17 protein-coding genes and 1 riboswitch are annotated in these 19811 nt (G+C 71.9%); of the genes, 7 read left to right on the forward strand and 10 right to left on the reverse strand.

Annotation, left to right across the window (positions count from 1 at the left end; genetic code table 11):
* Positions 1-23 precede the first annotated feature (23 nt).
* Positions 24-1202, forward strand: coding sequence for a L,D-transpeptidase family protein (locus ACWD6P_RS05590; RefSeq protein WP_451442734.1), 1179 nt, complete (start codon positions 24-26; stop codon positions 1200-1202).
* A 90-nt stretch (positions 1203-1292) separates the two neighbouring features.
* Here ACWD6P_RS05590 and ACWD6P_RS05595 read toward each other — a convergent pair whose 3' ends face one another.
* Positions 1293-2348, reverse strand: coding sequence for an aldo/keto reductase (locus ACWD6P_RS05595; protein ID WP_451442735.1), 1056 nt, complete (start codon positions 2346-2348; stop codon positions 1293-1295).
* Between the two features lie 102 nt (positions 2349-2450).
* Positions 2451-2667: riboswitch (cobalamin riboswitch) on the forward strand.
* Between the two features lie 157 nt (positions 2668-2824).
* Between ACWD6P_RS05595 and metE the strand changes: the two genes are divergently transcribed.
* Positions 2825-5137 (forward strand): 5-methyltetrahydropteroyltriglutamate--homocysteine S-methyltransferase, encoded by a 2313-nt coding sequence (gene metE, locus ACWD6P_RS05600; RefSeq protein WP_451442736.1) that lies wholly within the window; start codon positions 2825-2827, stop codon positions 5135-5137.
* 50 nt (positions 5138-5187) lie between these two features.
* Here metE and ACWD6P_RS05605 read toward each other — a convergent pair whose 3' ends face one another.
* The 6 genes from ACWD6P_RS05605 to ACWD6P_RS05630 all read right to left on the reverse strand — a co-directional run bounded on the left by ACWD6P_RS05605 (position 5188) and on the right by ACWD6P_RS05630 (position 13123).
* Positions 5188-7245 carry a phosphocholine-specific phospholipase C gene (locus tag ACWD6P_RS05605; RefSeq protein ID WP_451442737.1) on the reverse strand — a complete coding sequence of 686 codons (2058 nt, stop codon included), beginning with the start codon at positions 7243-7245 and terminating at the stop codon, positions 5188-5190.
* 367 nt (positions 7246-7612) lie between these two features.
* Positions 7613-8161, reverse strand: a complete 549-nt coding sequence (locus ACWD6P_RS05610; protein WP_451442738.1) for an ATP-binding protein — start codon at positions 8159-8161, stop codon at positions 7613-7615.
* A 217-nt stretch (positions 8162-8378) separates the two neighbouring features.
* Entirely contained in the window at positions 8379-10493 is a 2115-nt protein-coding gene (locus ACWD6P_RS05615; RefSeq protein ID WP_451442739.1) for a xanthine dehydrogenase family protein molybdopterin-binding subunit, read from the reverse strand.
* An 82-nt stretch (positions 10494-10575) separates the two neighbouring features.
* Positions 10576-11643 (reverse strand): FAD binding domain-containing protein, encoded by a 1068-nt coding sequence (locus ACWD6P_RS05620; protein WP_451442740.1) that lies wholly within the window; start codon positions 11641-11643, stop codon positions 10576-10578.
* Complete coding sequence (locus ACWD6P_RS05625) at positions 11640-12194, reverse strand: 2Fe-2S iron-sulfur cluster-binding protein (protein ID WP_451442828.1); 555 nt, start codon at positions 12192-12194, stop codon at positions 11640-11642. Before ACWD6P_RS05625 ends, ACWD6P_RS05620 begins: the two co-directional genes overlap by 4 nt.
* A gap of 542 nt (positions 12195-12736) precedes the next feature.
* A complete protein-coding gene (locus ACWD6P_RS05630; RefSeq protein ID WP_451442741.1) occupies positions 12737-13123 on the reverse strand; it encodes a hypothetical protein in 387 nt (128 codons plus the stop codon).
* A gap of 223 nt (positions 13124-13346) precedes the next feature.
* Between ACWD6P_RS05630 and ACWD6P_RS05635 the strand changes: the two genes are divergently transcribed.
* Positions 13347-14165 carry a lipase family protein gene (locus ACWD6P_RS05635; protein WP_451442742.1) on the forward strand — a complete coding sequence of 273 codons (819 nt, stop codon included), beginning with the start codon at positions 13347-13349 and terminating at the stop codon, positions 14163-14165.
* Here ACWD6P_RS05635 and ACWD6P_RS05640 read toward each other — a convergent pair.
* Together ACWD6P_RS05640 and ACWD6P_RS05645 are read right to left on the reverse strand one after the other, a co-directional pair.
* Positions 14137-14556, reverse strand: a complete 420-nt coding sequence (locus ACWD6P_RS05640) for a VOC family protein (RefSeq protein WP_451442743.1) — start codon at positions 14554-14556, stop codon at positions 14137-14139. The two genes, ACWD6P_RS05635 and ACWD6P_RS05640, sit on opposite strands and share 29 nt — an antisense overlap.
* Positions 14557-14630: 74 nt before the next feature.
* On the reverse strand, positions 14631-15326 hold the full coding sequence (locus ACWD6P_RS05645) for an isochorismatase family protein (RefSeq protein WP_451442744.1): 696 nt from the start codon (positions 15324-15326) through the stop codon (positions 14631-14633).
* Here ACWD6P_RS05645 and ACWD6P_RS05650 point away from each other — a divergent pair.
* Both ACWD6P_RS05650 and ACWD6P_RS05655 read left to right on the forward strand, forming a co-directional pair.
* The gene (locus ACWD6P_RS05650; RefSeq protein WP_451442745.1) at positions 15325-15618 is read left to right on the forward strand and encodes a hypothetical protein; all 294 of its coding nucleotides are present in this window, start codon (positions 15325-15327) and stop codon (positions 15616-15618) included. The two genes, ACWD6P_RS05645 and ACWD6P_RS05650, sit on opposite strands and share 2 nt — an antisense overlap.
* A gap of 364 nt (positions 15619-15982) precedes the next feature.
* Positions 15983-17194 (forward strand): serine hydrolase domain-containing protein, encoded by a 1212-nt coding sequence (locus ACWD6P_RS05655; RefSeq protein WP_451442746.1) that lies wholly within the window; start codon positions 15983-15985, stop codon positions 17192-17194.
* Here ACWD6P_RS05655 and ACWD6P_RS05660 read toward each other — a convergent pair.
* On the reverse strand, positions 17136-17930 hold the full coding sequence (locus ACWD6P_RS05660; RefSeq protein WP_451442747.1) for a MarR family transcriptional regulator: 795 nt from the start codon (positions 17928-17930) through the stop codon (positions 17136-17138). The genes ACWD6P_RS05655 and ACWD6P_RS05660 overlap by 59 nt on opposite strands.
* On the opposite strand from ACWD6P_RS05660, the gene ACWD6P_RS05665 reads away from it, so the two are divergent.
* The gene (locus ACWD6P_RS05665; RefSeq protein WP_451442829.1) at positions 17929-18180 is read left to right on the forward strand and encodes a hypothetical protein; all 252 of its coding nucleotides are present in this window, start codon (positions 17929-17931) and stop codon (positions 18178-18180) included. The two genes, ACWD6P_RS05660 and ACWD6P_RS05665, sit on opposite strands and share 2 nt — an antisense overlap.
* A gap of 563 nt (positions 18181-18743) precedes the next feature.
* Entirely contained in the window at positions 18744-19748 is a 1005-nt protein-coding gene (locus ACWD6P_RS05670; protein ID WP_451442830.1) for a PP2C family protein-serine/threonine phosphatase, read from the forward strand.
* Positions 19749-19811: the final 63 nt, after the last annotated feature.

Consider the following 19811-nt stretch of genomic DNA (forward strand, 5'->3'; position numbering starts at 1 on the left):
TCGTCCTGCTTTGGAGGGTCCCCGTGCACGCCGCACTTCGTCGCCACCCCGCCCGGTTGATACCCGCCCTGATAGCGGCGGCCGGCCTGCTGACCGCGTGCGGGGGCGGTGCCGATTCGTCGAAGGCCGACGAGCCGGCGGCCAAGGTGACCGTCACCCCCGCCGGCGGCAGCAAGTCGGCCAAGCTCGGCTCGGCGATATCCGTACGGGCCGCGGACGGAAAGCTCACGTCGGTCGAGGTCAAGGACGACGACGGCGGCACGGTCACCGGACACCTGGCCGGTGACGGCACGTCATGGACGTCGGACGGCAAGGTCCGGCCGAAGACCACCTACACCGTGAAGACCAGGGCCAAGTCGACCGGGGGCAAGGAGTCCGCCGCCACCTCGGTCTTCACCACGGAGCAGGCCGACAAGGTCAACAAGCTCACCAACACCCCGGGCGGCGGGCAGACCGTCGGCACCGGAATGCCGATATCGATCCTCTTCGACCACCCGATAGCCGAGGACAAGCGCGCCGAGATCGAGAAGGCGCTGAAGGTCACCACCCAGCCGAAGGTGGAGGGCGCCTGGGGCTGGGTCAAGGACTGGAGCGGCAAGAACCGGATCGACTGGCGCCCCAAGGACTACTGGCCGGCCGGCACCAAGGTCTCGGTGAAGGGCGCGCTGGGCGGTATCGACTCCGGCGCCGAGGGCGGCTGGTTCGCCCGGGACTACAACTTCGGATTCACCATCGGCGCCGACCACAAGGCCGTCATCGACGTTCCCTCGCACACCCTGACCATGTACGAGAACGGCAAGAACGTCGGCACCATCAGCGGCTCCGCGGGCTCCCCGCAGGACCCGACCCGCGGCGGCGTGCACACCGTACGCAGCAAGAACGCGGCCGAGACGATGGACTCCTCCACCATCGGCCACGGCGACGAGTGGATGCTGGACTCGAAGTGGGTCACCCACCTCACCGCCTCCGGCACCTTTCTGCACTCCGCCCCGTGGAACAAGCAGATCGGCGTGGTCAACAACAGCCACGGCTGCTTCGGCATGACCACCGCGGACGCCAAGAAGGTCTACGACTTCCTGACGATCGGCTCCACGGTCGAGGTGAAGGGCACCAGCAACCCCAACAAGACCGACGTCGGCAACGGCCTGGAGGTCTGGCAGGAGACCTGGCAGCAGTGGCAGCAGCGCAGCGCGCTGAAGTGACGCCCGGCGCCTGACCGCAGTGCGCGCACGCCGCCGCCCGGCCTTCCGGGCGGCGGCGTGCGTCGTACCGGGCCCGGGGAGGACATCCGGTCAGCGGATCCCGCCGGTCGTACGGCGGTATGTGGAGCGCCGGTCCTCGATGTCGGCCCAGCGGTCCCCGTAGACGTTCTCGGTGATGGCCGGCTCCCGCAGGAAGTCGTGCGGGAAGCCCAGCGGCACCGCGCTCACCGCGTCCAGCCGGGCCAGCGCGTCGGCGTCCAGCTCGACACCGACGCTCGCGAGGTTGTCGGCGAGCTGGCTCTCCTTGGTGGCCCCGATGATCGGGACGATGTTGCCCGGCCGGCTGCGCAGCCACGCCAGCGCCACCTGCGCCGGGCTCCAGCCGCCCTGCTCGGCGATCTCCAGCACCGCGGTGACGGTCTCGTCCCCCGCACCGTCCCGCGGGTCGCCAGCGACGACGTCCAGCCGCCCGGTCCCGCCACGGCGGTACTTTCCGGTGAGCCTCCCGGCGGCGAGCGGCGCCCAGGCCAGCACGGCCAGGTCGAAGGCGCGGGCCTGCGGCAGCAACTCCCGCTCCGGCGTGCGCTCCAGCAGGTTGTAGCGCAGCTGCGAGCCCGCGAAGGCCGTCCAACCGCGCAGCTCGGCGAGCGTGTTGGCCTGCGCGATCTCCCAGGCGGGCCAGTCGGAGACGCCGATGTACTGGACCTTGCCGGAACGCACCAGGTCGTCGAGCGCCCGCATGACCTCCTCGACCGGGGTGAAGTTGTCCCGTGCATGCACCCACAGCACATCGAGGTGGTCGGTGCGCAGCCGGTCCAGACTCGCCTCCACCGACCGGACGAGGTTCTTGCGGTGGTTGCCGGCCGCGTTCACATCGCCCTTGCGGGTCGCGCAGGTGTACTTGCTGGCGAGGACGAACCCGTCCCGGCGCCCTTCGAGCAGCTCCCCGAGCATCCGCTCGGCGGCGCCGTCAGTGTAGTTGTTCGCGGTGTCGACGAAGTTGCCGCCGGCGTCCGCGTAGGCGTCCAGGATCCGGCCGCTGGTCTCCTTGCCGGCGCCCCACCCCCACTCCTCGCCGAAGGTCATGGTCCCCAGGCTCAGCTCGCTCACCCGCAGACCGGTCCTGCCGAACAGTGTGTAGCGCACGGTGTTCCCTTCGCTCGGTACGTGATCGGCACGCTAGGCGCTGGAGCGCACTCCAGCTCAAGGCCTGCTCGAATGCGGATACCCGATGCCTGCGGAAGGGCCTAAGGTGACGAGTGCGTCTGGTTCGCCCTGCCCGCCAGGCAGGCGCGTCGTAAGAGGGAACCCGGTGTGAATCCGGGACTGCCCCGCAGCGGTGAGTGGGAACGACCGCCGTCATACGCACTGGACCCGGCCGGGTCTGGGAAGCGACGGCCAGTAGGTGTCCGCCTCGGCGGATGTGCCCACGAGTCCGAATACCTGCCAGTGCCCCCGTGCGACCTGTGTGCGGGGTGATCTCGGTGACCTCGAGGGCGGGTCGGCGGACAAGTCAGGCGGCACGGGCGGCGGCAGCGCACCCACCCATCCGCCCGGTTCGGCCACCCTTCGCGCCCTCCCCCGTCCCCGGGGTCGAGTCGACACTCGCGAAGGAGAGTTCCGTGACCAGCACATCCGCAGCGGCGGCAGTACGGGCCACCGTGCACGGCTACCCCCGGCAGGGGCAGAACCGTGAACTGAAGAGGGCCATCGAGGGCTACTGGAAGGGCCGGGTGAGCGCGGACGCCCTGCGGACCACCGCGGCCGGGCTGCGCCGCGGCAACTGGCAGCGGCTCGCCGAGGCCGGTATCGACGAGGTGCCGACCGGCGACTTCTCCTACTACGACCACGTCCTGGACACCAGCGTGATGGTCGGTGCGATCCCGGAGCGGCACCGTGCCGCGGTGGCCGCCGACCGGTTGGACGGCTACTTCGCGATGGCCCGCGGCACCCAGGAGGTGGCGCCGCTGGAGATGACCAAGTGGTTCGACACCAACTACCACTATCTCGTACCGGAGTTGGGCCCGGACACGGTCTTCGCCGCGGACTCCGCCAAGCAGGTCGCCGAGCTGACCGAAGCCCTCGAACTCGGCCTGGCCGCCCGCCCGGTGCTGGTCGGCCCGGTCACCTACCTCCTGCTGGCCAAGCCCGCGCCCGGCGTCGCGGCGGGCTTCGATCCGCTGACACTGCTCGACCGGCTGCTGCCCGTCTACGCCGAGGTGCTCGCCGACCTCCGGGCGGCGGGCGCCGAGTGGGTGCAGCTCGACGAGCCCGCCCTCGTCCAGGACCGCTCCCCCGCCGAGCTGAACGCCGCGGCGCGCGCCTACCGCGACCTGGGCACCCTCACCGACCGCCCGAAGCTGCTGGTCGCCTCGTACTTCGACCGGCTCGGCGAGGCGCTGCCGGTGCTGGCGAAGGCGCCGGTCGACGGGCTGGCGCTGGACTTCACCGGCGCCGCGGCCGCCAACCTCGCCGATCTCGCCGCGGCCGGCGGGCTGCCCGGCAAGCGGCTGGTGGCCGGCGTCGTCAACGGCCGCAACGTCTGGCTCAACGACTTCGAGAAGTCGCTGGCCACGCTGGGCACCCTGCTCGGCCTCGCCGACCGGGTGGACGTGTCCTCCTCCTGCTCGCTGCTGCACGTCCCGCTGGACGCCGCCGCCGAGCCCGAGGTCGACCCGCAGATCGCCCGCTGGCTGTCCTTCGCCCGTCAGAAGTGCGCGGAGATCGTCACGCTGGCGCGCGGCCTGGCCCGGGGCACCGGGTCCATCAGGGCCGAACTCGCCGCCAACCGCGCCGCCCTGGCCTCCCGGGCCGGCTCCGCGCTCACCCATGACCCCGCGGTACGCGCCCGCGCCGCGGCCGTCACCGACGGCGACGCGCGCCGCTCGGCACCGTACGCCGAGCGGGCCGCCGCCCAGCGCGCCCACCTCGGGCTGCCGCTGCTGCCGACGACCACCATCGGCTCGTTCCCGCAGACCGCCGAACTGCGCACCGCCCGCGCCGACCTGCGCGCCGGCCGGATCGACGCCGCGGCCTACGAGGAGCGCATCGCGGCGGAGATCCACGAGGTCCTCGCCTTCCAGGAGAAGGCCGGTCTCGACGTCCTCGTGCACGGCGAGCCGGAGCGCAACGACATGGTCCAGTACTTCGCCGAGCAGCTCACCGGCTACCTCGCCACCCGGCAAGGCTGGGTCCAGTCGTACGGCACCCGCTATGTCCGCCCGCCGATCCTGGCCGGGGACATCTCCCGGCCCGAGCCGATGACGGTCCGCTGGACGACCTACGCCCAGTCCCTCACCGAGCGGCCCGTCAAGGGCATGCTCACCGGCCCGGTCACCATGCTCGCCTGGTCCTTCGTCCGCGACGACCAGCCGCTCGCCGACACCGCCCGGCAGGTCGCGCTCGCCCTGCGCGACGAGGTGGCCGACCTCGAAGCGGCCGGCACCGCGGTCATCCAGGTCGACGAGCCCGCCCTGCGCGAGACGCTGCCGCTGCGCGCCGCCGGCCGCGACGCGTATCTGGCCTGGGCCACCGAGGCGTTCCGCCTCTCCACGGGCGGCGTCCGCCCGGGCACCCAGATCCACACCCACATGTGCTACGCCGAGTTCGGCGACATCCTCCAGGCGATCGACGACCTGGACGCCGATGTCATCAGCCTGGAGGCGGCCCGCTCGCACATGCAGGTCGCCGGCGAACTCGCCACCGCCGGCTATCCGCGCGAGGTGGGACCCGGTGTCTACGACATCCACTCCCCGCGGGTGCCGAGCACCGCCGAGGCAACCTCCCTGCTGCGCAAGGGACTTGAGGGCATTCCGCCGGAGCGGCTGTGGGTCAACCCGGACTGCGGTCTGAAGACCCGCGGCTGGCCCGAGGTGCGGTCGGCGCTGGAGAACCTGGTGGCGGCGGCGCGCGAGGTCCGCGGCACCCTGCGCTGACGCGCCGGCCCCGGCCCGTGCCTTCGGGCGCGGGCCGGGGCCGACGGCGCTCAGCCGGTGATGATCGCGGGGTCGCTCACTCCCACCGCGCCGTTCTCCACGTGCCCCGCGAGGCGCCGCAGGAACGTGCGGTCCGTGTCGGACACCACGGTCAGGTCGTACCAGCGCTTGCTCGCCCGCAGGTCCACGGTGTGCTCGACGGTGCCGCCGGCGCGCACCTTGAACGTCTCCTTGGCACCGCCGTACGCATTGCTGACGGTGAGGTTGCAGTCGGCGCCGCCCGCGTTCCTGAGGGTCAGCTTGAGGTTGCCGGTCGCCTTGTCGTGGCGCGCCGTCACCTCGGGGCCGGCGGTCTTGCCGGGGCCCTGGAAGGTCCGCAGAAAGCCGTTCGGGCCGAACACCGAGAGGTCGTAGGCGCCCTTGGAGTACGCCGTGTTCCAGGTGTCGGAGATGTTCTTGCCCGCCTCCGTGGTGTACGTCCAGGGTCCGTCGGTGCGGTTGCCCGACCGGACGTGGAAGCACGCGCCGGCCGCGTCGCCCGCGCTGAAGGTCAGGGTGAACTTCCCGGCCGCCGGGTCCGCTGAGCCGTCCACGAGCGGGGCGTAGGGCAGCGGCCGTGCGGGGCGCGAGCCGGGCTCCTGCTTGGGCAGGGCGGGGCTGGCGGGCGGCTTGGGGAGGTAGTCGGGGTGCCGCTCGTGGTCCGGCGGCTGGTAGCCGGCGGTGTCCGGGAGGTCGGCCGGGTCGGTGTCCTTGCCGCTGAAGTCGAAGGCGGAGGTGAGGTCACCGCAGACGGCGCGCCGCCAGGGCGAGATGTTGGGCTCGTGCACGCCGAAGCGCCGCTCCATGAACCGGATGATCGACGTGTGGTCGAAGACCTCCGAGTTCACGAAGCCGCCGGTGCTCCACGGCGAGACGACGAGCATCGGGACGCGCTGGCCCAGGCCGTAGTGCCCGGCCGCGTAGGACGCGTTGCCGGGGAAGTAGTCCAGGGCGGTGTCCACGGTGGAGCGGCCCTGCGCGGCGGAGGAGGGCACGTACGGCGGGACGATGTGGTCGAAGTAGCCGTCGTTCTCGTCGTACGTGATGAACAGGGCGGTGCGGCTCCACACCTCGGGGTTGGACGTCAGCGCGTCCAGGACCTGCGAGATGTACCAGGCGCCGTAGTTGACCGGCCAGTTGGGGTGCTCGGAGAACGCCTCGGGGGCGGCGATCCAGGAGACCTTCGGCAGCTTGCCGGCCTTGACGTCCGCCTTGAGGACGTCGAAGTAGCCGTCGCCCGCCTTGGCGTTGGTACCGGTGCGCGCCTTGTCGTAGAGCGGGTCGCCGGGCTTGGCGTTGCGGTACTTGTTGAAGAAGAGCAGCGAGTTGTCGCCGTAGTTGCCGCGGTAGGCGTCGTCGATCCAGCCCCACTTGCCGGCCGCGTCCAGGCCGTCGCCGATGTCCTGGTAGACCTTCCAGGAGACCCCGGCCGCCTCCAGCCGCTCGGCGTAGGTCGTCCAGTCGTACCCGAGTTCCTGGTTGCCCAGGACGGGCCCGCCGCCCTTTCCGTCGTTGCCCACGTGGCCCGACAGCATGTAGTAGCGGTTGGGGTCGGTGGCGCCGATGAACGAGCAGTGGTAGGCGTCGCAGATCGTGAAGGCGTCGGCGAGCCCGTAGTGGAACGGGATGTCCTGCCGCTTGAGGTAGGCCATGGTCCGCTCGGACTTGGCCGGCACCCACTGGTCGTAGGCGCCGTTGTGGAACGCCTTGTGGCCGCCCGCCCAGTCGTGGTCGAGACCGGCGATGAACTGCATGCCGAGGTCCTCGGCGTCCGGGTGGAAGGGCAGCACTTCCTTGCCGCCGTCCGGCTGGTTCCACACCGGCTTGCCGCTGGGCAGCGTCACCGGGCGCGGGTCGCCGAAGCCGCGGACGCCCTTCATCGTGCCGAAGTAGTGGTCAAAGGAACGGTTCTCCTGCATCAGCACCACGACGTGCTCGATGTCGTTGATGGAGCCGGAGCGTCGCCTCGCCGGGATGGACGCGGCGCGGGCGATGCTGCTCGACAGGGCCGAGGCCCCTGCGGTGGCGCCGGCTATCTGGAGGAAACGCCGCCGATTGAGTTCAGGCATGTGTCCGGAAACCTCTTCGGTGTGGGGAAGTTCGCGATCTTGCGGGCGGTTCTGTGCCGTCTTGTGAGGGGCTGTGGGCAACAACGGTCAGCAGAGTGTTCCAAGGGGACCGAGCGTCGGGGAAGAGGGGATGTCGCATGTGTGACACATCGCGGTACGCGCGTCGAACGGTGGCCGTCCCGCCGCACGCGCACGCACGCAGGCAGGCGTAAGCAGCAGGACGGGATCCGGGCTGGGCCGGAATCCGGGCCTGCTGCTTACGCCTGCCGCGTATCAGCCTGTCGGCGAGGCGTGACGGCGACCGTCGGCGCCTCGCCGTACGACACCTCGCAACCCCCCTGGTGAGACGTCAGATACGTCAGATACGTCAGACGAGCGACACCGCAGAGGTGTCCGCCGGGCCCGCCCCGCCGACCGCGGCCCCGGGCACCGACTCGGCCAGGGGCTCGGCCAGCGGCTCGACCGGCACGGCCGGCTGCCCCTTCGCGTCGGGCACGCTGCGCAGCGGAGTGGGCTTCGCCAGCGGGGTCTTACGGGTCGCCTCGACCCGCCGGGTGAACCAGATGACCTTGCCGTCCGGGGTCCCGCAGGTGCCCCAGCTGTCGCTCAGCGCCGCCACTCTGGAGAGTCCGCCACCGCCGGCGCTCAGCAGCTTCGGCAGCCGTGGTCCGCCGTCCGCGACGGACGCCGTCAGATGGCGCCCGGACCAGCGCAGTTCGACGACGCAGCGGGCGTCCGGGCCGATATGGCGATGGACGTTGGTCAGGAGTTCCGCCACTCCCCGGCATACGGGCGGGATATGCAGCTCAAGATTCCAGTACCGCAGATGTGCGGCGAGGATCCGCCGGATCTGCGGCACACGCTCCGCCGAAGCATGCAGTTCGACCGTGTAGTGCCGGTCGCTGGGAAGTGTCATGTCGTGGCTCCTCACCGCGAGGCTCACGCCCTTCACCTCGTTGGACCAACGAACCCCGAACACGAAGAGTGAGCATTGATCACGTATGGGTCATTTGTCATGGTGACCCGACGGAACCACTTCCGCAACAGATCTTGGGCCACAGGAGTCCCGGCACCCGGCGGACCGTCCGGTGGGCCGCGCCTGTGCCGTGCCCGCGGCGCGTCTGCGCCGTGCTTCAGAGGTGCGGCAGAACCTTGTCCGGAGTGAGCGGGAGGTCGCGCAGCCGGACGCCGGTGGCGTGCCGTACGGCGTTGGCGATGGCCGCCGCGGTGCCGACGATGCCGATCTCCCCGATGCCCTTGCTGCCCATGGGGTTGAGGTGCGGGTCCTCCTCGTCGAGCCAGTACGCCTCGATCTGCGGGACATCGGCGCAGGCCGGCACGTGGTACGAGGCCAGGTCGCACTCGGTGAAGTCGCCGAAGGCGGGGTCCAGACCGCTGCCCTCCATGAGGGCCATCCCGAGCCCCATGGTCATACCGCCGATGAACTGCGAACGCGCCGTGCGGGCGTTGAGGATCCGGCCGGCCGCGAACACGCCCAGCAGGCGGCGCACCCGGACCTCCCCGGTAACGGTGTCGACCTGGACCTCCGCGAAGGTGGCACCGAAGGAGTGCCGGGCGTACGGGGAGCGCCGGGCGGTCTCCTCGCGGGTGTCCGCGGTGACCGTGAATCCGTCGGCCGGGAGCGGCCCGACATGATCGCGCAGCCGCGCCCGCAGGCCCGTACACGCCTTGTGGACGGCCCAGCCCCAGGAGCCGGTGCCCGCCGAGCCGCCGGCCAGCATCGCGGGCGGCAGATCGCTGCTGCCGATCTCGATCCGGACCCGTTCCTCCGGCACGCCCAGCGCGGCGGCGGCGACCTGCGCGAGGACGGTGCGGGCGCCGGTGCCGATGTCGGTGGCGTTCACCCGGATGTCGAAGCCGCCGTCGGCGTCGGCGTGTGCCGCGGCCTCGGAGGCGGCCTGGTAGACGGGGTAGGTGGCCGAGGCGACGCCGGTGCCCAGCAGCAGCCGGCCGGCCCGCCGTACGCCCGGCCGCGGATCGCGCGGCTGCCAGCCGAAGCGCGCGGCGCCGTCCCGGAGGCAGCCCACGAGGTGGCGGCTGCTGAAGGCGCGGTCGCTGTCCGGTTCGGTGTCCGGTTCGTTGCGCATGCGCAGTTCGACGGGGTCGAGGTCCAGGAGGACGGCGAGTTCGTCGACGGCCGACTCCAGGGCGTACATCCCGGGGGCCTCGCCCGGTGCGCGCATCCACGAGGGGCTCGGCACATCGAGCGGGACGACGCGGTGCACGGTGCGGCTGTTGGGGGATGTGTACATGACGCGCGCCGGGACCGCCGCCTGCTCCACGAACTCGGTGATGGTGGAGGTGTGGGTGGCGATCTCGTGCGCGAGGGCGGTGATGACGCCGTCCTCGCCCGCCCCGATGCGCACCCGCTGGACGGTGGGTGCGCGATGCCCGACGACGGCGGGCATCTCCCGGCGCGGCAGGGACAGTTTGACCGGCCGCCCGGTGTGCCGGGCCGCCATCGCGGCCAGCACGACCTGCGGGCGCGGTGTGCCCTTGGAGCCGAAGCCGCCGCCGACGTGCTCGGAGACGACGGTGACGTCGCTCTTGTCCAGTTTGAACAGCGCGGCGAGGTCCTCGCACACCTTGGTGGACCCCTGGCTGGAGTCATGGACGGTCAGATGGCCGTTGCTCCAGTGGGCGGTGGAGGCGTGCGGTTCCATGGGGTGGTTGTGCAGCGGTGGCACGGTGTAGGTGGCGTCGACGGTGACCGGAGCGGCCGCGAACGCCGCGTCGAAGTCGCCGCGTTCCCGGGTGCCCGGGTAGCCGCCGTTGGCCGTCTCCGCCGCGTACAGCCCCGGATGCCCCGCGTCCAGCCGTACGTCGCACGCGCCGTCGGACTGATAGGTGACGCGGACGGCCTCGGCGGCGGCGCGGGCGGCTTCGAGGCTGTCCGCGACGGCGAGCGCGACATACCAGCCGCGGTGCGGCACCCGGTCCTCCTGGAGCACGGCCAGCGTCGGATCGTCGGCGGCCGCGAGACGGGGCGCGTTCTCATGCGTCAGCACCGCGCACACCCCCGGCAGCGCCAGCGCCTGTGCGGTGTCCACGGCGGTGACCCGGCCGCGGGCGACGGTCGCCGGCACCGGCCAGGCGTAGGCGCAGTCCGGCGGGGTGTGTTCGGCCGCGTAACGGGCGGCACCGGTCACCTTCTGCCGCCCCTCCCGGCGCACGAGGGGCGCGCCCAGGGGGTAGGGGGGTGGGCCTGACGGGAACTCGGGGGTCATGGGGAGGTCCTCAGGGGGTGGGGGTGGGGTGGACTGCCATGTGGGGGTGGACTGCCATGTCGTGCTGGGCCGCTCCGGGGCGTCAACCGCGCCCGGCCGGGCCGGCGGGATCTACCGGCCCCTCGGGGTCCAGCGACTCCTGCGGCTCCTGCGGCTCCTCCGGGTCCGGCAGCTCCGCCAGGTCCGACAGCACGCCGACCGCGAGATTGCGGGCCAGGGGGACCTTGAAGCCGTTGTCGCGCAGCGGCTGGGCGGCGCCGAGTTCGGCATCGGCGGCGCGCCCGAAGGTCTCCTCGGTGGCCGGCGCGCCCCGCAGCACCTCCTCGGCCGCGCGGGCACGCCACGGCCGGTGCGCAAGCCCGCCGAAGGCCAGCGCGGCGCGCCGTACGACGCCGTCCTGCACCTCCAGTACGGCGCCGACGGAGACCAGCGCGAAGGCGAACGAGGCCCGGTCGCGGGCCTTGCGGTACCGCGAGCGCGCACCGGGGGCCGCCGGCGGGAGCTGGACGGCGGTGATCAGTTCACCGGGCCGGATCACGGTGTCCTGCTCCGGGTGCTCGCCGGGCAGCCGGTGGAAGTCGGTCACCGGCACACTGCGTTCGCCGTCGGGGCCGTGCAGGTGAACGGTGGCGTCGAGGGCGGCCAGGGCGACCGCCATGTCCGACGGCTGGGTGGCGACGCAGTGCGCGGAGTGGCCCAGTACGGCGAGATCGCGATGCGCGCCCTCACGGGCCGGGCAGCCGGTTCCCGGGGCGCGCTTGTTACAGGGCTTGGAGGTGTCCTGGAAATACAGGCAGCGGGTGCGCTGCAGCAGATTGCCGCCGGTGGTCGCGGTGTTGCGCAGCTGCCCGGAGGCACCGGCCAGCAGCGCCTGCGACAGGACCGGGTAACGGGTGCGTACGGGGACGGCCGCGGCGAGATCGCTGTTGCGGACCATCGCACCGATGCGCAGTCCGCCGTCCGGCAGCTCCTCGATGCGGTCGAGGGGCAGCCGGGTGACGTCGATGAGCAGCTGCGGCGTCTCCACGCCCAGCTTCATCAGGTCGACGAGGTTGGTGCCGCCGCCGAGGAAGCGGGCGCCGGGCCGGCCGTCGGCGGCCCGTACGGCCTCGTCGACGCTGGCCACGCGTACGTATCCGAAGGGCTTCACGGGGCCACCCCCTGACCGGCCGCCCGGCCGAGCGTCCAACTGGCCGTCCCGCCCGTGGCGCTGACGTCCGCCACCGCTTCGACGATCCGGGGGTAGGCGCCGCAGCGGCACAGGTTCCCGCTCATCCGCTCACGGATCTCGTCCGCGCTGAGCTCCACCGGGGCGCCGGCGGCCGCACCGGCCGGGGTGACATGGGACGGGAAGCCGTCGGCCGCCTCCGCCAGCACCCCGGCGGCCGAACAGATCTGGCCGGGGGTGCAGTAGCCGCACTGGAGGGCGTCCCGCTCCAGGAAGGCCTCCTGCAGGGGGTGCAGCCGCTCCCCCTCGGCCAGACCCTCGACGGTGACGATCTGCCGCCCGTCCTGCGCCACGGCCAGCAGCAGGCAGCTGTTGGCCCGCCGCCCGTCGACGAGCACCGTGCATGCGCCGCACTGCCCGTGATCGCACCCCTTCTTGGCGCCGGTCAGCCCGAGGTGCTCACGGAGCGCGTCCAGAACCGTGGTCCGGTGGTCCAGGGTCAGCGTGTGCGCCCGGCCGTTGACGTGCAGCACGAGCTCGGAGCGCTGGTCGGCGGCCGTCGGGGGGTCGGCGGCGGCCGCTGCCGGGTTGTCGGCGGCGGCTGCCCGGTCGTTGCCTGCGGCGGTCGCCGGGTGGTCGGCATCGGCGGCCGCCGGGTCGTTGGTGGGCTCCACTCGCTCATGCCTTTCCGGTGCGGGTCGTGATCTGTTTGGTCGTGCTCTGTTTGGTCGTGGTCTGTTTGCTTACGTCGTGTCTGGTTTGGGCGTTGCTGCGTTGGCTGTGTCGGCGTTCGCTGCCTCTGCTTGCGCCGCGTTCGCCTTCGCTGCTTCTGGTTTCGCCGCGTCTGCCTTTGTCGGTCCGTCTTGGCCGCATCCGCTTTCGCTGCCTCTGCTTGCGCCGCCTCCGCCTTCGCCGCCTCCGCCTTCGCCGCCTCCGCCTTTGCTGCGTCCGCCTTTGCCACGTCGGCTTTCGCTGCCTCTGCTTTCGCGGGTTTGTTTTTTCCCCGCCGCCCACCCCCCTTCGGGGGGTGGGCGGGTGTAGTGGCGCGGTCGCCCACCCTTGGCCCGAGGTTCGTTCAGCGGGATTCCAGGCGCAGTTCGACCTCTTTCTCCTGGTCGCCGGCGGCCATGCCGAGGATCTTCACCCCGAACGCCGTCTGCAGGCTCTTGCACAGCTGGTCGACCGCCCAGTAGCCGCCCTGGAGGCTGACGATGACGGGCGCGGACAGCCGCCGGGGCTCGGCGTCGGCCTTGTGCTCGCTCACGTCGAAGGTCGAGGTCCACACGGTCGCCCCTGGCCCCGCCATCTCCTCGGGCACGTCATCGGCGGCCCGGTCGGAGCTGAACGAGGTGCGCAGCGCGCTGAAGACCGCGTGCGCGTCCTGCGCGGCGCAGCTCTCCAGCTCCACCACCACCTCGGCCGATACATGTTCCGCGTGTGACGCCTGTTCCGCGCTGTTCAATGTGGGGCCTTCCTCTGTGGGCCTTCCTCCGGCTGCCGAACGCTTCCAGGCTCGCCCCGCCGACCGGTGAGTGCGACCCGAGGCTCGAACGAGTGGTTTAAACGGGCGCAACATTGCGGAACACCCCTTGAATGTTACGCTCAGTAGTCAGAGCGTGCGCTCTGTAATCGAATTGCGTCACACGACGACGCCACTGCCCACGTCGACCCACCGGGAGCCCATCTTGACCAGCACCGTCATCGACCAGAAGGTCACCGACTACAGCGTCCGCCATGCGCTGTGCTTGGCGCGCGCCTCCGAGCTCGCGTACAAGGACGAGCAGGCCATTGAGACCACGGCCCGTGACTGGGGCTTCGAGCGGGTGCGCCACCACCACACCACGTTCCGTCCCCCGTTCCCACTGGAGGACACCCAGGCGTACACCCTCGGCGGCCACAACATGATCATCACCGCGTTCCGGGGCACGGAGCCGACGAACCTGCGCGACTGGCTCTCCGACTCCACGACGCCACCCTGGCCCGGCCCCGGCGGCACGGGGTACATCCACCACGGCTTCGGTGAGGCGCTGGAGAGCATCTGGCCCCAGGTCCGCGCCGCCGTCGACGAGTTCCGTGACAACGGCCAGACCGTGTGGTTCACCGGTCACAGCCTCGGCGGTGCGCTGGCCATGCTGGCCGGCGCCCGGTTGCACTTCGAAGAGCCGCATGTGACGGCCACCGGCGTCTACACCTTCGGGCAGCCTCGGACCTGCGACCGGCTGCTGTCGCGGGCCTTCGACACGGCCTTCACCGACCGCATGTACCGCTTCGTCAACAACAACGACATCGTGCCCCAGCTGCCCCCGGAGCCCGCCTTCCACCATGTCTCGGCGCTGCGCTACATCGACTCCAAGGGCACCATCCACAACACCATGCCCGTGATCACCGGCCTGTTCGACCGTGCCAAGGGCCTCACCGCCGATGTCTTCGCGCCCGCCTCAGACGGCGTCCGTGACCACTTCATGGGTGCCTACATCAACGCATTGGAGAAGCACCAGAACTGACCGGCTGGGTGAGGTTGACGGCGTTGCCGTCCGGGTCCTGGATGTGGGCCACCCGCTGGCCCCATGGCATGTCATTGGCCGGACCGCGCACCGTGCCACCGAGCGGCACGACCCGGTCCAGGAGACGGTCCACATCCTTGACCGCGAAGCTGAGCAGGATGCGGGTCGGGGTTCCGGTCTTGGCGTCCTTGTCCGCCACGAGGCCCAGCTCCGAACCACCGAGCCGCAGCCCGACGTAGAAGACCGGCCCCTCCTCGGGCACACGGGTGAACTCCTCGGCGCCGAGGAGGCCGCCGTAGAAGGCCCGCAGCCGGTCCAGGTCCGGGGTGACGATCACGGGCTGGATGGCTGCGGGGGCAAGGGATGCGGTGTCCTGCACGGTGTGCTGCACGGTGTCCTCCTGGTGTGGTTCATGGGCCGCGCGGCCCATGGGTCGGGGAGGTAGACCGCACCAGGAGCGCAGATTCATCGGTCGGAGCGAGAAGTGGTGGAAGCGGGGGTGGGCATGGGGCCGAAGGTGACGTCGGCGGCATGGGCGGGGATCTCGACCTCGTCGCCCAGTGCCCATTCCGCCGCGCGGGAGGACATGGCCGCCGGGACGAGCTCGCTGATACCGGGAGCCGCGGGGATGTCGTAGGTGGCGTGTGCGTCGTGCGGCAGAACGACGCGGAAGTCGCAGTCGAGGGCCGTACGGGCGGTCGCGGCGACGCACATCTCGGAGAGCACCCCGCAGATGGCCAGCGCCTGGACGCCAGCGTCGGAGAGCAGGTCGCCCAGCGGGGTGCCCTCGAAGCCGTCGTCCTCCGTCTTGCGGAGCACGAACTCACGGGGCCCGGGCTCGACGGGCAGATGGAGTTTCCAGCCGGGCGTATGCGGCTCGTCGACGGATCCGGGCGCACCGTCGTTCTGCAGATGGACGACAAGGGCGCCGGCGGCGCGGGCCCTGGCGAGCAGGTCGCCGCTCCGGTCGAGCACCCGCGCGGCGTCGGGCACGGCCTCGTCGCCCGCGACGAAGGCCGACTGGAGGTCGACGAGAAGGAGGGCATGGACGGGAAGGAGGGGATGGCGGGGGACGAGGGGGTGATGCGAGGCGCCGGTCTCCGTCGCCGCATCGGTGTCCGTCCCGGTCGCGGGCTCGGGCCCGGTGCTGGTCGTAGTCATGGTGACCATGGTGCGTGTGTGGCCGGTCGATGATCGCCGCGTACGACGCGATCCGGTCAAGGAAGCGGACGTGCCGCCGGCGCGGCGCCGGCCCTGGCGGGCACCGGCCCTGGCGGGGCGCGCGCCGCCGCGCCGCCGGGCTCGCATGGTTGCCACGGGCATCGACCCGGCGGATCATCCTGCCGAGCGCGCCGTACGCAACACCGTGGGGACGTGCGTACGCAAGCACGCGCACAAGGCCCTGCGCGCCAACGGCCGTACACGCGAACAACCCGGGCACGCACGCAAGTAACGCCGCACAGACACAAGGGCGAAGGGGACGAAAGGGGGCGGCGCGCGGTACGAGACATACGGATCACGCTCACGGACGACCCACGCGGACAACGGACACAGACGACGGGCACGGCCACGGACGCGGCCACGGACAACGGAAGCTGACGACGGGCACGGACGCTGACGACGAGCACGGACGCGGACAACGGACACGGACAACGGACGCTGACGACGGAACGGAACGGATAGGGCACACGGACCAGCGCGAGCGGACCACGGCCGACAGACCACCCGCCGCCAACAGACCACCCGCCGTCAACGGATCACAGTCAACGGACCGCCGTCAGCGAACGGCCGCAGGCGGATGACGCGAGGAGAGCGACGTGGGAGCAGCTGCCGTCCATGGCCACTGCGCGCCGGGGTTTGCCGGTGTACGGGCGGCGTTCGAGCGGAACTTCCGCGAATACGGCGATATCGGCGCGGCGGTCGCGGTGACCCTGGACGGCGAGGCGGTGGTCGACCTGTGGGGCGGCCACGCGGACGCGGACCGGACCCGCGAGTGGGAGCGCGACACGCTCGTCAATGTCTACTCGACGTCCAAGGGGATGACCGCGCTGTGCGCCCATCTCCTCGTAGACCGGGGCGAGTTGGACGTCGATGCGCCCGTTGCCCGCTACTGGCCGGAGTTCGCGCGGGCCGGCAAGGAGGACATACCCGTGCGCTGGCTGCTCAGCCATCGCGCCGGGCTGATCGCGCCCCGTGAGCCGTTGCCCGCAGGGGCGGCCTACGACTGGGAGCGGGTGTGCGCGGCCCTGGCGGCCACCGCGCCATGGTGGGAACCGGGCACCGCTCAGGGCTACCACGCGGTGACCTTCGGCTATCTCGTCGGCGAGGTCGTACGGCGGATCACCGGGCAGTCCCTCGGCGCGTTCCTGCGCAGTGAGATCACCGGGCCGCTGGGCGCGCGGGTGTTCATCGGCACCCCCGCCGAGGAGCACCCGTCCTGCGCGGACATGGTCGGGCAGCTGGATGAGGCACGGATCGCGGAGCGGTTCCCGGGCGCGCCGAAGCCGCCGTTCCGGTCGATCTCCGATCATCCGCTGGTGACCCCGATGCTGGCGCTGACCTATGTCCCCACCGGCGACGTCAACAGCGCCGCCTACCGCTCGGCCGAGATCCCGGCGGGCAATGCGCACGCCTCCGCACACGGCCTGGCGACGGTGTACGGCGCGCTGGCGAGCGGCGGTCTCGTCGGCCCGGCCACGCTGGAGGCGATGCGCCGCTCGCAGAGCCTGCCCGGCGAACGGGATCTGGCCATCGGCGCGCTCGCCCCCGCGGGCCACGAGCACCGCTGGGGCCTTGGCTACATGCTCAACCACCACGGCCTGGCGGGCCCCAACCCGCGGACCTTCGGGCACGGCGGCGCGGGCGGCTCCTACGCCTTCGCGGATCCGGAGAACGGGCTGTCGTACGCCTACGCCATGAACAGGTTCGGCGGGGGCACGGCCGGCGACGATCCGCGCAACCGCAGTCTGGTCACGGCGGTGTACGAGGCCCTGGAAGGTGTACGCGGCCCCGGAAGGATCCGGAGCTGACGGACCGGCCCGGCTGGGCATGACCATCGGCCGGGGCCCCAAGGCCTGTCCGATGCGGGCGGCGGTGCCGGGGGCGGGGCCGGGGCCGGGGCGACGGGTGGTTCGCCCGCGGCGGCGTCGGTGAGTGCGCGCAGTGAGCCGACGAGCCCGGCGCGCTGGGCGCCGAGCGGCGGGCGGCGGGCGGCGGGCGGCGGGCGGCGGGCCACAGTCGCGGCGATCTCGGCATGCCGGTGGGCCGGTGGGCCGGTACCCGCTCGACGAGCTCGCGGCCGCGCGCCGTCAGGCCCAGTACGACCTCCCGGCGGTTGCCGGGGTTGGCCTGCCGGGTGACGCTGCCGGCCGCCACCAGCCGGTCGACCATCCGCATCGCGGTGGACGGGCGCGCGGGCCGAGATCGCGACCGGCAGCCGGGAGGCGGTCTGCACCGCGGCGATGACCTCGTCGACGTCGTGGCCGAGGCCGTTAGCCGCCGGAAGCGGCCGTGCCGGTCGGCTCCGGTGCGCGCTGTGCGTTGTGCGGTGTGCGTTGTGCGGTGTGCGGTGTGCCCCATGGCTGCCGTAATACCCGCTATACCCGCTGATGGCATCGTGCCTGGTGGCAGGCGTCTTCGGGGACGTCCGGCGAGCGGGAGATCCGCCCCGGCACAAGCGGTTGCCCGGCGCAATAATGGGAGGTGCGGCATGCATCCGGTCCCGGCGCGAGCGCGGTGGGCCCGGGGAGAGGGCGTGGTGACCATGGAACGGGACACCGAGACGGTTCACGAGGCGTATGCGTTCGTCTGCCTGCACTGCGGGCACGGCTGGGAGGAGGATTACGAGATCCGACACACCACGGATCTGGCCGGCCATCGGCGCGCCGATTACTTCGCCCGCGGCGTCCGGGTCCCCTCCCCGCTGACCCGCAACGACTGCCCGTCCTGCAATCTCGGCCCGATCCGGATCCTGCGCCCCGGCCGGGTGAACGCGGCCCGTACCTACCTGGCCTGAGACCCGCCTGCCGTATGCGCATGGCCTGATCGTCTGAGGTCTGAGGTCCGTGTGTGATGCCCGGCCAGGCCGTCCGGCATGCAGCATGGGTCCGCCCCGGCCGTCCGGCGTGCACCATGGACCCGGCCGGGCCACCCGCCATGCACCGTGCGCCCGACCAGGCCGTCCGAATGTCGGGTTGCTCGGGTTGCTCGGGTTGCTCGGGTTGCTCGGGTTGCTCGGGTTGCCGAAGCGCACCATGCCCCTTCTCCCCCACCGGCTTCTCCCCCACCCACTGGCTGATGCATCGCCACCAACCGGTGGAGAACCGCCGCGTCATGGTCCAGAGCTCCGGACCGGCCGCTGCGATTCGGTAACAGGCGCATTCGAGGTATTTCGGTACGGCAAAGGTTGCATATGCTCAGGTCGGGGGTCGGGGGGCCGTTTTCGGACACTCCGACGGCCGGCGGCCCCCGTTGTCCGTCCGATCACCGCACTCGACACCGTCGGAGAACACCTTGGCCGTGGAGAACGGGGAGCGGTGCACCGGCTCCCGGGTGCTGTCCGTGCTCCCTTACACGGTCATGGCCGTGGTCAGCGCCGTCGACCTCACCGCGGGGCCCGGGGTGGGCTTTCTGCCCCTGGTGTCCCTGGGGCCCGCGTTCGCCGGCCTGGTGGGCGGCTGGCGGCGTACCGCCCTGGTCGGGCTCACGGCGTTCGTGCTCTGCCTCGGCCTGGGCGTGCACAGTGGCCTGTTCGAGAGCCGGCGCGGGCTGACCGCGCTGCTGTCGGTGGCCGGGGTGACCGCGGCCGGTGTGGTCGCGGCGGTGATGCGGCAGCGCCGCGAGGCGGAGCTGGCCAGCGTCCGTTCGATCGCCGAGGTCGCCCAGCGGGTGCTGCTGCGCCCCGTGCCGCGCAGCGCGGGACCACTGCGGATCGCGGTCTCGTACACGTCGGCGGTGGCCGAGGCCCGGATCGGCGGCGATCTGTACGAGGTGGTGACCTCGCCCGCCGGCGTACGCATCATCGTCGGCGATGTCCAGGGCAAGGGCCTGGAGGCCGTGGAGAGCGCGGCGGTGGTGCTGGGCGCCTTCCGGGAGGCCGCGCACGACGAACCGGATCTGCCGGCCGTCGGCGAGCGCGTCGAACGGGCCCTGAACCGCCATCTGTCCGGCGAACGGTTCGTCACGGCGGTGCTCGCCGAGATCGGTGACGGCCCGCACGCGACGCTGCTCAACTACGGCCATCCGGCCCCACTCGTCGTGCGCCCCGCCGGTACGGTCGCCTTCGCCGCTCCGCCCGACCGCGCCCTGCCGCTCGGCCTCACCCTCCAGGGCTCCGGCGCCCCGATCCCCTACGACGTGCCCTTCGCGCCCGGCGACCAGCTCCTCTTCTACACCGACGGGGTCACCGAGGCCCGCGACGCGGCAGGGCGCTTCTACCCCCTCGACGAGCGCTCCGCCCTCCTGAAGGACCCCGACCCGGAGAGCGCGCTGCGCTCCGTGCGCGAGGACGTGGTCGAGCATGCCGAGGGGCCGCTGCACGATGATGCGGCGATGCTGCTGGTCCGCTACCGGGAGGACCGCTGAACCGGCGTCCCTCCGGAGGCGACCCCAAGTAGGGCGCGGAGAACAGGAGAACAGGCGAGCAGG

It is taken from the genome of Streptomyces sp. NPDC002446, from assembly GCF_053595675.1.